Origin of the sequence: Paenibacillus sp. WLX1005, from assembly GCF_046603685.1 — a bacterium.
Lineage (GTDB): Bacteria > Bacillota > Bacilli > Paenibacillales > Paenibacillaceae > Saccharibacillus.
In genome coordinates this window covers 13874-27241 of the sequence record NZ_CP176756.1, presented here as the reverse complement: position 1 = coordinate 27241, position 13368 = coordinate 13874, and the positions used below count along the sequence as shown (strand labels likewise).

The following is a 13368-nucleotide window of genomic DNA, read 5'->3' as shown; positions in this document are numbered from 1 at the left end:
TTGTCGGGTAAAGGTATTTTTTTGTTTACATAGCCTACATTATACCGATTTTCACAAACTACTGCCAATGGCACAGGAAAAAGGGACCTGTTACGATCTTCGGTCCCTTTTCTATCGTTAATTCATGCCTTTTAAATTCTGTTTCTTCTATTATATAGTTACCCATGTACAGCAGAGCGACGCGTCCATCCATTCGTACCGAAAATTAGAGATCAGTTGTCTTCATCCAGTAGTGCCTGATAAATATCGCGCTTGGATACGTCGCGATCTTTGGCGACTTTTTTCATCGCATCTTTGCGTGACAAGTCCTGCTGCTCGTAATGCTCCACATGCTGCAAAATATTCATTTGCTGCCACCATTCGTTCGCTTCGGCCATCGCTTCTTCCTGTGGCTGCCCTTCCAGCACGATACAGTATTCGCCCAGCGGCGGATGCTCGTCCAGCCACTCTAGCGCTTCCTCTACCGAACCGCGCAGCCATTCTTCATGTCGTTTGGTCAATTCGCGCGCTAATACGATCCGGCGGTTGCCAACATGCTCCAAAATCGCCTGTAGCGTTTTGATGATCCGATGCGGGGATTCGTACAATAACAGTGTACCTTCCGCCGCACGCGCCCCTTGCAGCAATTCCGCCTGTCCACGATGATCACGCGGCAAAAAGCCGATAAACGTAAACCGGTTGGTCGACAATCCCGAAGCAATCAACGCCGACAGCGCCGCATTGGCGCCTGGAATCGGTACGATGGCGATTCCCTGCTCTACAGCCAGTTGAACTAGCTCCTGACCCGGATCGGATATAGCAGGCAAGCCCGCGTCGCTGATCAGTGCCAGACTTTGCCCTTCTGCAATCAGTCGAATCAGTTCCGGGCCACTATTGTGCTTATTGTGCTCATGATAGCTAACCAATTTCCGCGGCGTAATCTCAAAATGGTTCAGTAGCTTGCGACTTTGCCGTGTATCCTCAGCAGCGATAATATCGCATTCCTGCAATGTGCGTACCGCCCGGTAGGTCATATCTTCCAGATTGCCGATTGGAGTGGCAACCAAATACAGCGTACCCGGTGTTTGTCCACTGGATGGCTCCGATACAGCAGCAAAGCTTTTTTGTACCTGTATGCTCATAAGGACTCCTTTTGCCCGTAATAAATATCCATAATTTCCGGAACATATTCATTCTCATCGTTATATACGATCAATGGCGGCAATACGCGAGATTCCGGCTTACCACCGCGAATACCTTCTACCAGTACCATATTGGCTTCCATATGTCGACGTGGATGCACAAACCGGATACGTTTTGGCTCTACACCATACTGACGCATCATCAGTACGATATCGACTAACCGATGAGGACGATGTACCATTGCCAGCTTGCCACCATTCTTGAGTAAACCAGCTGCTGTACGCACCACATCTTCCAGCGTACAGCCAATCTCATGGCGTGCCATTGCATGATGTACGTTCAGCTTCACTTCGTTGCCATTCATCGGCATATACGGCGGATTCACTGTGATCGCATCGTACGTGCCATGCTCGCCCTGTAGCGGCAGCTCCTTCAGATCCTGATTGCGAATCGCAATCTGTGATTCCAGACCGTTCATCCGTACACTGCGCTCTGCCATATCCGCCAGCCGCTCTTGAATTTCCACCCCTTCAATATGAGCTGAAGTACGTGTACTTAGCAGAATCGGAATGACCCCATTGCCCGTACATAAATCCATCACTTTCCCACGTGGTGGCACCGCTATGAATCGTGCCAATAACACCGCATCCATGGAGAAACTGAATACGTCGCTACTTTGAATAATATGCAGCCTGCGAGTCAGCAGATCGTCCACTCGCTCTCCCGGCTGTAACAGCTCCAGATGCTGCTCGGTTTGATTGTTTTCTTCCAAGTTCCCGGTTTCCTCTCCACATCGATAAAGCCGCAGACCAGATCATCTGCGGCTTTGTTTCGGATTATTCGGATTTGTTCAAAAAGGATAGACAGAACAGACAGTCTCCCTCTGTACGCAGATGACCATAATACACATTGCAAATATGGAATCCTTCATGATATAGACGGGCGAGATTGTCATATCCCTCACCTACGACTTCAGGATGTGGGTGATTATGGGGATTACTGTCCGCCAGCACTTCGATAATCTGAGGTTCGGCTGCTTCAAGCTCGACCGGGACCTCTTTTTTCAATACACGGCGCAGCTGTTCGTTCTCCAGCGTTAGGCGCTGATTTTCCTCCAGCAGTTCTTTCACTGCCAGTTTGAGCCTGCCCATATCCCCGTGCATATGGTTCATTTGTGTCTCCAGTTCATGAATATACTCAAAAAGATTTTTCTTTTCCAAGTTTCCACCTCAAAAGCAGCCTTTGACGGTTTACTTCACAACGACCTCATCAAACGGTAGTTCCTTGACCTTGCTAATTTCAAAGATCTGAACGTGCACAGTTCGGGAATTGGCATTAATTCCTACCACCTTACCGTCTCCGAGCGAGGTTACGACAAATTTACCGACAGCCGGAAGTTCTTCTTTCATACTTTCATAATTATCATGCTCAAACTTGAGACAACACATCAACCGGCCGCATAGACCCGAGATTTTGGTCGGATTTAGCGACAGGCTCTGATCTTTGGCCATTTTGATCGATACCGGTTCAAAATCGCCCAGCCAGGACGAGCAGCACAGAATGCGTCCACATGGACCGATACCGCCCAGCATTTTGGCTTCATCACGTACACCGATCTGGCGTAGCTCAATCCGAGTACGGAAGATGCTTGCCAGATCCTTGACCAGCTCACGGAAGTCTACTCGACCTTCCGCTGTAAAATAGAAAATAATCTTGTTGCGATCAAATGTATATTCAACATCAACCAGTTTCATTTTCAGCTGATGTTCCTTGATCTTTTTCAAACAGGTGGCAAATGCGTTTTTGGCGGCAATTCGGTTTTCCTCTACTACCTGAGCATCGTCCTGCCCGGCGATTCGAATCACCTTTTTCAGTGGAAGCACGACATCGTCTTCCTGTACTTGCTTGCGTCCAATCACAACCTTGCCGTATTCAATCCCTCTTGCCGTCTCAACAATTACATGCTCTTCATTGCTAATCGCAAATTCGAGCGGATCAAAATAATATATTTTACCCGCCTTTTTGAAGCGGACTCCTACTACGTTATACAAAAGATAAGCCTCCTCATTTGCCAATACCGTTCCTACTGATGCAAAAACGATAAGAAGAATCCCCTCTAGCTATCACGGACATGGCGTATTTCGAAAAAGTCATTGCTCTTTCATCCGATGTTGCTTCCGCATGATGTATACACGGTCCGTTACCTGTAAGAAGTGTTCCTCTGTACCTTAGCTGCTTACCCCTATGAGAAACTGCTCCATGCAAAGCTGCCCGTTAACGTTCGAGCGGAGCATTTTCTTGCATTCGGCAGCAAGCGCCATACAGGAAATCCAATGCTGCATGCTGCGGGTGTGAGCCACCTTGGAGAGAGACTCTAACTGATCTATAAAAACGATACTTTCATTTCTGCCAATCTGTATATGGATCATATCCTTGAACCACAGATGGAAAAGATCAAATACCTGTTCCAGATGATCGCCAAATCCGCCCTTGAACAGCTTTTGCTGTGCGGTAATCAGGCTTATACTGCCTCTACCGGCGGATTCCTTCCCTAATTGTAACACTACGTTTCTAATTTCTGCAAACCAATTCTCATTCAGCATTTCCCGGCATTGATCAGGGTCTGAAGCCAGATGCACCGCACAACGAACGAGCGGCAGCGGATAATTTTCATCCGCCAGAATCTGGGTCATCTGATGATAATCAACGGCGGTGAATAACACCGGCTGCGTACGCGAACGAATCGTCGGCAAAATGGACTGAATATTCTCCGTTAACAGAATCGCTACTGCCGGAGCAGGCGGTTCTTCCAGAAATTTGAGCAGACTATTTGCTGCCTGCACCGTCATTTTGTCGGCATCGCGAATAATATAGATTTTGCGGTTGCCCGCTTCCGAGCGGTATGAAAAAATCCGCTGCAATTCGCGGATTTGATCGATCTTGATGGAATTGCCGTCCGGTTCCACCAGCAGAAAGTCTGGATGATTGCCGTGCTGCATTTTACGGCATTCAATGCACTCTCCGCAGGCTTCCTCGCCTCGATGTATACATACGAGCGCTCTGGCAAAGCTATGCGCCATTTTGAGTTGACCGCTGCCTGCCGGACCGTTAAACAGATACGCATGCGAAATCTTCTGCTGCCGCAGTCCATTTTGCAATACCCGTTTTGCCGTGTCCTGCCCGATAATTTCTTGAAAAGACATAGTGCCTCCTTACTTCCCTCTGTACCATTCTTTCGTTGATCAGTACAGCAGATTGACCAGCATGCCGCGAATCTCGCCCATGCGTTGCAACAATTCGATGCGCCCTTCTTCACTGTTCAGCAGCTCTTCCGCCATACTGAGCAATGTCGAATCCACCTCATCAAGAATTTTATACTTGCGACTGCGTCCACGACGATCAAAGCTTTGCGTTTCTTTCAGCTTGATTCCGCGTCGCACCGTATCTTCCAAAAAGCGTTTAACTAACATCTGATACGATTTCAGTTCACGTAGTGTCATCGATTTGGCAAGGCGGTCACCTTGCAGCTGAATCGCCTTGAACTGACGCTGAATCTCGTCATTGGTTGCCTGCGTACCGTGATTTTGCAGCACATCCGAGAAGTTCTTTTGCTGCACAACCTTAGCTGGCGTTTCCGTAATGACCGGATTACTTTTTAACGGAGGATACCCCGGATTAATTTTCATCATCATCTTCCTTTCTGTGTACCGAATACATGGAATCTATAGTGAATCAGACCAGATTGACGTGTCCACTGTCTATTCATTTCCAAAAAGCCTATATAAACTGTATCGTTCAACATGATGATTTTACGAATAGGAAAATGAAAAAATCCTGCATCTATAATAAAGACGGACCGGCTCCAATAATGGTCACCGATCCTTATCTTCTTACCTATTATACTATTAAACGTGCGCTGTGATGCATCAAATTGCAATAATGTGCAATTTTTTGAGGAATTGTTTTAGAAATGCTCAAATCGTTCAACCGGCATGACGAATACAGTCGCTCCGCCTACTTGAACTTCTACCGGCAACGGCAGATACGAGTCGGTTGTACCACTCATTGGCGTCACTGGTGTAACCAGTTGTTCGCGAATTTTACAACTGTTGCGGATGACATCCATGACAGCTTCGATCTGACTGTCGTCCACCCCGATCATAAAAGTCGTGTTACCCGCACGCAGAAACCCACCTGTACTGGCAAGTTTGGTTGCACGGAAGTTCGCTTTTACCAGTTCTCCGGACAAACGGTTACTATCCTTATCCTGCACGATCGCTATAATCAGTTTCATCGTTATAGCCTCCTTTAAGCAAAATTCGATAAACAAGATGCTGCACTACTGCCAAACATCACTCTCGATTGAACATTACGTTTGAACATCACAAACGCTGAAATAAGTAAGATATTTTGCTAGTGCAAAAATCACTTCTCACTGTACCCCGCGTTTGAAATTCGCAAACGCTAGAACCGTCTATACTTTATTTGACATAAGGTAGGCAATATCCTTTATTTTGCCTGTTTCCAATTCAATTGCGTTGTATTGGTCATGAACAATTACACTATATTACCCCATTTTAGCCAGCTAACTCACTGTAAAAGTACTGGCATATAGCAATATCAATCTATAGCCGGTAAGCGCTCTGCAATCAAACGATCTAATATGACACGAATATCCTGAAATACAGCTTCTTCATCCTGCTCGCCATCAACGATGATAAAGCGTTCCGCATAAGTATCTGTCAGCTGCTTGTAGCCTTCATACACACGATGATGAAAATCGATCGCTTCCAGATCAAGTCGGTTGATTTCACGATCAGACGTTTTTGCCATGATACGTTGCAACCCTACTTCTGGACGAACATTAATATACACATTCACATCCGCCCAGTACTCCTTACCTTCCACCTCGATAGCCATCCGATTAATATCGAGTACCGCTTTACCGAGTTGACGTCCATGCCCCTGATACGCCAGGGACGACATCACATACCGATCACAAATAACGAGCTGATCTGCCTCCAGCGCCGGGATCACCTTTTGCATTAGATGCTCACGACGAGCACTCGCATACAGCAGACATTCTGTCAGCCCGCTCATTGTATTCTCCACATTCAAAATCACGCTGCGGATTTGCTCCGATACTGGTATTCCACCAGGCTCACGGGTCGACAAAAACGGTACATTCCGATTTACCAGATACGCCTTGATCCGTTCCAATTGACTTGTTTTGCCGCTTCCATCCATACCTTCAATCGCGATAAATAAACCTTTTGCTGTCATATTCATACTCCTGCTCTCCATAACATGTTCATCTTCTATTTTAACACCGTTGCCTGCTGCACGTATGTTTCTTTATAACATAAGTTGTTTTTATCCGATCGCTCAATCAACGATATACTTTTATATAATGAAGCGAAGCATCGTCAGCACCCTGAATTTTGATATCATGATCACGTAATCCAAGCAGTCGCCCATGTATCTGCTCCCCAATCCGCTCGCCTGCATACAAAATCGGAATCCCCGGTGGATACGGAATGATCATCTCCGCGCATATTCGACCTACAGCCTGCTCTAGCTTAATTGATTCTACATCCTCCGGCAGAATCGGAATCATATGAAAAGAGACCGGTTCAGAAATCAGATCTGCCATCTCCCGATCCCTATTGCCGCAAACATCACTTTCATAATAAGCATGACAAGCCGCTGCCAGATCAATCGGATGAGCTGCTGCTATATGACTTAGTGCATCTAACAATACGTCAGCATCTGCCATCCGCGAACCTACACTAAACACAAGCACAACATACCGCTCATCGCTCATCTCCGGTACGCAGCCATATCGCTCCAACTGCTCCTGCAATTCACTCCCCGACCAGATTCCTGCGCGATCATACAGTACTACTTTGAACGGATCAAGCTGATTACTGTATTCATCCACTTTGAAAACATTAGTCCGGTGACCATATTTATCAACTTTGAGTTCATCAACCTCGTGACCGTATTTATCGATTTTGAACGGATTAACTTGATTAGCGTATTTATCAACTGTATCGTCACTATATTCATTCAATCTATACTTTATATCGTTTTCGGCTGTATTCGCTATATCGCCTACTTCACATACAATTTCCTGATTCTGTTCAGGTAACATACTTAACGGTTCATGCAGCACACCAAACCGAGCCAATCGAGTTTCTGTATGTTCACTTTGCTCAGACGCTTCAATCCCTTGTAGAACCCGAATAACATCAGCTGTATAATCGTCTTGCCCAGCAATTCCTTCCGAAACCTGCTTTTCAAAAATAACTTCATCTTCCTTACGCACCACAAAGTTAATATGCTTTACACCGTCTACCAGCGTATCCCGTACTTTTAATCCCATTTCAAACCAAGCTGATCCATTCTTCTCCAGCAAATAACGACTCAGATCCAGCGAAGCCATAAGTGGATACGACGGGCTAGAACTTTGAATCATCGTCAAACGCTGTTTAAGCAGACTTCGATTCAACAGTTCCCCCTGCACATGCAGCATCGCTCCCATCGTCATCGCCGTTAACATTTTGTGAGTAGATTGCACTACCGCGTCCGCTCCTGCCGCTAACGCACTCTGTGGAAAACGTGGATGATGACCATAATGCGCCCCATGCGCCTCATCAATTAACAAAGGTACACCATACTCGTGGCAGAGCTTGGCAATATCCGTCAAATCTCTGCCCATTCCATAATAATTAGGCGATGTTAGTAGAACACCACGCGCCTGAGGGTACTTCTGCAATGCCAGTTTGATACTTTTGAATGAAGGAATGACAGCTAACCCACTTTGTATATCCAGTTCCGGTGTCAAAAATATCGCTTGCGCTCCCGCCATCATCAAACCATGAATAACCGACTTATGCACATTACGCTGCACCAGTATCAGATCATTCGGATGTGTACACACGGTCAACAATACCGCGAGATTCCCAACTGTACTCCCTCCAATCAGCCAATGCGTTTCTTCCGCTCCAAAACAACGCGCTGCCAGCTTCTGCCCTTCCTGAATAACTCCTTCTGGATGGTGCAGATCGTCCGTACCTTCAATCTCAGTCACATCAATTTTTAATATATGATGCAAATACTCCATATCGTATTCTAGATCGTAGCCACGCTCTGTAACATCATCTAGTTCTCTACCCGCATGTAGTTCTCCATCCAAATGCAACTGATTCACCAGGCTAGTGTCTGATTCAGAAAGCAACGGTATAGCTTCTACGAATTCAGATGATGACTCAACATAAGCTGCACCGTTTTTATGCCCAGGCACATGATAACTATGCTGCCCGGATTGCGCATATTGTACTAACCGTTCATACAATGGCGCCCGCATGTCCACTTTCCCTTCTGCTTCTCGATGCTGATGCTGATGCTCCTTCATTTTGCCAACACTCCTACCATCTTGTCTACGTCCTGCTCTATATACTTATATCTTCTAAATACAATATGATTGATATAGAGAATCCAAGCTCTCCATCTCCATCTCCATCTCCATCTCCATCTCCATCTCCATCTCCATCTCCATCTCCATCTCCATCTCCATCTCCATCTCGCAAATTATAAATCCATCAAGTGATCAAAGATCAATCTATACTTTCCCAATCACTATAATAATTTAGTAGCTATATCTATGATTTACAGCTATCCGCCGAATAGATGTGTTATTATTGATCTTAATTTCCAACTCTATAATTATTTCTTCCAGCATGGACATAAATTTATTGTAGACTTCCAGTTATCCTTATTATAATTATAGCAGAAGCATGGAATCTGCTATATTACAAGTTCATCCTTCTTACTCGGATCTTGCAGAATGATGCAAGCCATACTGCACCTTTTTGCCTGCTAATCTGCTTGTAAATTGGTTCCAAAGTGCTCTCTATCCATGTCATCTTTTGACCGATATACATAAGGCATACTGTTTTCTTATTGATCCATTCCAGAAATTGCACATACCGTATAGTACATCTCATTTATAATCAAACAATCAGTTTCTTCCCCATACATGTCTTTATTTGCGCTACAAACCATATCCATAGTTATATGTATATGAATCGAAAGGTGGATTGCAACCATATGGTAGTAGAGCAACAAGAAAATGCAACATTTTATCAATACAAACTCATCAAAAAATGGCCGATTACCAAAGCCTGGTTCTGGACATATCTACTTTTGCCCGTCGTGGCTTTGATTGCTGAAGTATTCTACTTCTCCTGGGAAAGTATCGGCTTCTGGTTACTGGCATTCCCGCTTGTTTTATGGATTCAATTTGTCATTTCACGTTCCGTACTCATTATGACCGTAAACCATCTACGCAAAAAGTGGCGTTTTCAGCTGCACTATCCATGGATTGGTTATTTGCCAGACCAGTATATGAGCTACTCTACATTCCGCCGTGTACTCCTACATACCACCTGGATTGGTTTTTGCTTTACAGCCGTCCTATTTATGTGGTTGCCAGTATCATTCTCCATATCGCTAATCGTATGGCATTTATGGTTGTGTCTGCCCCGTATGCTGATCTTGATGCGTCTAATGCGCCAACGTAAAGACGGCATGTTAAAACTGAGCCGTGAAGATGTTTCCTATTACATCAGCTAATATACAAGACATCAAGACATCAAGACATCAAGACATCAAGACATCAAGACATCAAGACATCAAGACATCAAGACATCAAGACATCATATCAATTGTCATAGATAGAAATCGAATAATTGTAAATAATAATAAAAAAGACGCTATCTCAATAGATAGCGTCTTTTATCCATTCATAAACTAATAAGCAAATGTAGATCAAATAAAGTTCATGTAGTAGAACTAACAACAATGACCCAAATAACAAACAAAATGTAAATCAGAAAACTCTACTTACAATCCTGCACCTAACTTCATTCAGGATCAAATAACTCTACTTGTAAGGAAGCGGCACCTAGAATCAAAATAAAACAAACTATCACCATAATCAACTAAACTCCAGCAAAACAAAGTACAATAAATACTCATGTTATGATACAAAAAAAGACGTTATCGGTTAGGACAACGTCTTTCTTCTCTGTCTTGCTCTCGCTTGGCAACGTCCTACTCTCCCAGGACCCTGCGGTCCAAGTACCATCGGCGCTGGAGGGCTTAACGGTCGTGTTCGGGATGGGTACGTGTGGAACCCCTCCGCCATCATCACCAAACGTGCAGGTTAATCACCTGAAAACTGAATCCGAAACGATTCATCGCGTGTTTAGAATCTTGGATAAGCCCTCGACCGATTAGTATTGGTCAGCTCCATGCATTGCTGCACTTCCACCCCCAACCTATCAACCTCGTCGTCTTCAAGGGGTCTTACTAACTTGGGAAATCTCATCTTGAGGGGGGCTTCACGCTTAGATGCTTTCAGCGCTTATCCCGTCCGCACGTAGCTACCCAGCGATGCTCCTGGCGGAACAACTGGTACACCAGCGGTGCGTCCATCCCGGTCCTCTCGTACTAAGGACAGCTCCTCTCAAATTTCCTACGCCCACGACAGATAGGGACCGAACTGTCTCACGACGTTCTGAACCCAGCTCGCGTACCGCTTTAATGGGCGAACAGCCCAACCCTTGGGACCTACTTCAGCCCCAGGATGCGATGAGCCGACATCGAGGTGCCAAACCTCCCCGTCGATGTGGACTCTTGGGGGAGATAAGCCTGTTATCCCCAGGGTAGCTTTTATCCGTTGAGCGATGGCCCTTCCATGCGGTACCACCGGATCACTAAGCCCGACTTTCGTCCCTGCTCGACTTGTAGGTCTCGCAGTCAAGCTCCCTTTTGCCTTTGCACTCTTCGAATGATTTCCAACCATTCTGAGGGAACCTTAGGGCGCCTCCGTTACATTTTAGGAGGCGACCGCCCCAGTCAAACTGCCCACCTGACACGGTCCCCGTACCGGATCACGGTACTAGGTTAGAACTCAGATGCGATCAGGGTGGTATCCCAACGGCGCCTCCAAGGAAGCTTGCGCTCCCTCTTCCAAGGCTCCCACCTATCCTGTACAAATCGCACCCCGTTCAATATCAAGCTGCAGTAAAGCTCCATGGGGTCTTTCCGTCTTGTCGCGGGTAACCTGCATCTTCACAGGTATTAAAATTTCACCGGATCTCTCGTTGAGACAGCGCCCAAATCGTTACGCCATTCGTGCGGGTCAGAATTTACCTGACAAGGAATTTCGCTACCTTAGGACCGTTATAGTTACGGCCGCCGTTTACTGGGGCTTCGGTTCATAGCTTCGCCCGAAGACTAACCACTCCCCTTAACCTTCCAGCACCGGGCAGGCGTCAGCCCGTATACTTCGCCTTGCGGCTTCGCACAGACCTGTGTTTTTGCTAAACAGTCGCTTGGGCCTTTTCACTGCGGCCCCCTCGTGCTATTCACACTACCGGGGCACCCCTTCTCCCGAAGTTACGGGGTCATTTTGCCGAGTTCCTTAACGAGAGTTCTTCCGCGCGCCTTAGAATTCTCTTCTCACCTACCTGTGTCGGTTTGCGGTACGGGCACCTGCTTCCGCTAGAGGCTTTTCTTGGCAGTGTGAGATCATGACCTTCGCTACTATATATTTCGCTCCCCATCACAGCTTGACCTTGAAGTGTGCGGATTTGCCTACACACAAGCCTCACTGCTTAGACAGGCATCCATCAGCCTGCGTCACTACCCTCCTGCGTCACCCCGTTGCTCATAGCGGCTTTCGGTGGTACAGGAATTTCAACCTGTTGTCCGTCGACTACGCCTTTCGGCCTCGCCTTAGGTCCCGACTTACCCTGAGAGGACGAGCCTTCCTCAGGAACCCTTAGGTTTTCGGCGGATCAGATTCTCACTGATCTTTTCGTTACTCATACCGGCATTCTCACTTGAATGATGTCCAGCGCTCCTTGCGGTACACCTTCAATCCTCATTCAACGCTCCCCTACCCCTGATGCGAATGCATCAAGCCATAGCTTCGGTGGTGTGTTTAGCCCCGTTACATTTTCGGCGCAGAGTCACTCGACCAGTGAGCTATTACGCACTCTTTCAATGGTGGCTGCTTCTAAGCCAACATCCTGGTTGTCTGGGCAACTCCACATCCTTTTCCACTTAACACACACTTCGGGACCTTAGCTGATGGTCTGGGCTGTTTCCCTTTCGACAATGGACCTTAGCACCCACTGTCTGACTCCCGGAATAAAGTCTGCGGCATTCGGAGTTTGACTGAACTTGGTAACCCTTGCGGGCCCCGCATCCAATCAGTGCTCTACCTCCGCGACTCATCTTCCGAGGCTAGCCCTAAAGCTATTTCGGGGAGAACCAGCTATCTCCGGGTTCGATTGGAATTTCTCCGCTACCCCCACCTCATCCCCGCACTTTTCAACGTGCGTGGGTTCGGACCTCCAGTACGTGTTACCGTACCTTCATCCTGGACAGGGGTAGATCACCCGGTTTCGGGTCTACGTCCACGTACTACAGTCGCCCTATTCAGACTCGCTTTCGCTGCGGCTCCGGCTTCTCACCTTAACCTTGCACGGGAACGTAACTCGCCGGTTCATTCTACAAAAGGCACGCCATCACCCATAGATCGGGCTCTGACTTCTTGTAAGCACACGGTTTCAGGTTCTATTTCACTCCCCTTCCGGGGTCCTTTTCACCTTTCCCTCACGGTACTGCTTCACTATCGGTCGCTAGGGAGTATTTAGCCTTACCAGATGGTCCTGGCAGATTCATACGGGGTTTCACGTGCCCCGCACTACTCGGGATCCGTCTCGGAGGGAATATGCTTTCAACTACAGGGCTTTCACCTTCTACGGCGGGCCGTTCCAGACCTCTTCATCTACCATATTCCTTTGTCACTCCAAAGAGACGTCCCACAACCCCAAGAAGCAAGCTTCTTGGTTTAGGCTGTTCCGCGTTCGCTCGCCGCTACTGACGGAATCACTCTTGTTTTCTCTTCCTGAGGGTACTTAGATGTTTCAGTTCCCCTCGTCTGCCTCTGCACATCCTATGTATTCAGATGTGAGTCACTGGAGATGAATCCAGTGAGGTTTCCCCATTCGGACATCCCCGGATCAAAGCTTGCTTACAGCTCCCCGAGGCCTTATCGTTGTTCGCCACGTCCTTCGTCGGCTCCTAGCGCCTAGGCATCCACCGTGTGCTCTTACTAGCTTAACCTAGTTGGTGGTCTTCTTAGAAAAGAAGAACCTATCTTACTCT

The 13368-nt window shown here is 46.8% G+C and carries 10 protein-coding genes and 2 rRNA genes; 1 reads left to right on the top strand and 11 read right to left on the bottom strand.

The features are described from left to right. Positions 1-212: 212 nt before the first annotated feature. The 9 genes from rsmI to ACE3MZ_RS00065 all read right to left on the bottom strand — a co-directional run bounded on the left by rsmI (position 213) and on the right by ACE3MZ_RS00065 (position 8539). Positions 213-1121 carry a 16S rRNA (cytidine(1402)-2'-O)-methyltransferase gene (rsmI, locus tag ACE3MZ_RS00105; protein ID WP_411344563.1) on the bottom strand — a complete coding sequence of 303 codons (909 nt, stop codon included), beginning with the start codon at positions 1119-1121 and terminating at the stop codon, positions 213-215. After that, positions 1118-1894, bottom strand: a complete 777-nt coding sequence (locus ACE3MZ_RS00100; protein WP_411344562.1) for a tRNA1(Val) (adenine(37)-N6)-methyltransferase — start codon at positions 1892-1894, stop codon at positions 1118-1120. Before ACE3MZ_RS00100 ends, rsmI begins: the two co-directional genes overlap by 4 nt. 64 nt (positions 1895-1958) lie before the next feature. After that, positions 1959-2342 carry an initiation-control protein YabA gene (locus tag ACE3MZ_RS00095; protein WP_411344561.1) on the bottom strand — a complete coding sequence of 128 codons (384 nt, stop codon included), beginning with the start codon at positions 2340-2342 and terminating at the stop codon, positions 1959-1961. Between the two features lie 30 nt (positions 2343-2372). Continuing rightward, positions 2373-3173 carry a stage 0 sporulation family protein gene (locus ACE3MZ_RS00090; RefSeq protein WP_367064430.1) on the bottom strand — a complete coding sequence of 267 codons (801 nt, stop codon included), beginning with the start codon at positions 3171-3173 and terminating at the stop codon, positions 2373-2375. Between the two features lie 177 nt (positions 3174-3350). Further along, positions 3351-4325: a DNA polymerase III subunit delta' gene (gene holB, locus ACE3MZ_RS00085; protein WP_411344560.1), complete on the bottom strand. Its 975-nt coding sequence runs from the start codon at positions 4323-4325 to the stop codon at positions 3351-3353. Positions 4326-4364: 39 nt separating this feature from the next. Then, the gene (locus ACE3MZ_RS00080) at positions 4365-4808 is read right to left on the bottom strand and encodes a YaaR family protein (protein ID WP_411346648.1); all 444 of its coding nucleotides are present in this window, start codon (positions 4806-4808) and stop codon (positions 4365-4367) included. A 278-nt stretch (positions 4809-5086) separates the two neighbouring features. Then, the gene (locus ACE3MZ_RS00075; protein ID WP_411344559.1) at positions 5087-5416 is read right to left on the bottom strand and encodes a cyclic-di-AMP receptor; all 330 of its coding nucleotides are present in this window, start codon (positions 5414-5416) and stop codon (positions 5087-5089) included. Between the two features lie 326 nt (positions 5417-5742). After that, positions 5743-6405, bottom strand: coding sequence for a dTMP kinase (gene tmk, locus ACE3MZ_RS00070; RefSeq protein WP_411344558.1), 663 nt, complete (start codon positions 6403-6405; stop codon positions 5743-5745). A gap of 106 nt (positions 6406-6511) precedes the next feature. Next, the gene (locus ACE3MZ_RS00065; protein ID WP_411344557.1) at positions 6512-8539 is read right to left on the bottom strand and encodes an aminotransferase class I/II-fold pyridoxal phosphate-dependent enzyme; all 2028 of its coding nucleotides are present in this window, start codon (positions 8537-8539) and stop codon (positions 6512-6514) included. A gap of 695 nt (positions 8540-9234) precedes the next feature. Between ACE3MZ_RS00065 and ACE3MZ_RS00060 the strand changes: the two genes are divergently transcribed. Further along, positions 9235-9759, top strand: coding sequence for a hypothetical protein (locus ACE3MZ_RS00060; protein WP_411344556.1), 525 nt, complete (start codon positions 9235-9237; stop codon positions 9757-9759). 467 nt (positions 9760-10226) lie between these two features. On the opposite strand, the gene rrf is transcribed toward ACE3MZ_RS00060, so the two are convergent. Continuing rightward, positions 10227-10343: ribosomal RNA gene (gene rrf, locus ACE3MZ_RS00055) — 5S ribosomal RNA — on the bottom strand. A 58-nt stretch (positions 10344-10401) separates the two neighbouring features. Continuing rightward, a 23S ribosomal RNA gene (locus ACE3MZ_RS00050) occupies positions 10402-13326 on the bottom strand. Positions 13327-13368 lie beyond the last annotated feature (42 nt).

What these genes read in the sequence shown, in the direction of transcription:
- rsmI (WP_411344563.1), bottom strand. Translation starts at nt 1,121, where the DNA reads ATGAGCATACAGGTACAAAAAAGCTTTGCTGCTGTATCGGAGCCATCC.
- holB (WP_411344560.1), bottom strand. Translation starts at nt 4,325, where the DNA reads ATGTCTTTTCAAGAAATTATCGGGCAGGACACGGCAAAACGGGTATTG.
- ACE3MZ_RS00080 (WP_411346648.1), bottom strand. Translation starts at nt 4,808, where the DNA reads ATGAAAATTAATCCGGGGTATCCTCCGTTAAAAAGTAATCCGGTCATT.
- ACE3MZ_RS00075 (WP_411344559.1), bottom strand. Translation starts at nt 5,416, where the DNA reads ATGAAACTGATTATAGCGATCGTGCAGGATAAGGATAGTAACCGTTTG.
- tmk (WP_411344558.1), bottom strand. Translation starts at nt 6,405, where the DNA reads ATGACAGCAAAAGGTTTATTTATCGCGATTGAAGGTATGGATGGAAGC.
- ACE3MZ_RS00065 (WP_411344557.1), bottom strand. Translation starts at nt 8,539, where the DNA reads ATGAAGGAGCATCAGCATCAGCATCGAGAAGCAGAAGGGAAAGTGGAC.
- ACE3MZ_RS00060 (WP_411344556.1), top strand. Translation starts at nt 9,235, where the DNA reads ATGGTAGTAGAGCAACAAGAAAATGCAACATTTTATCAATACAAACTC.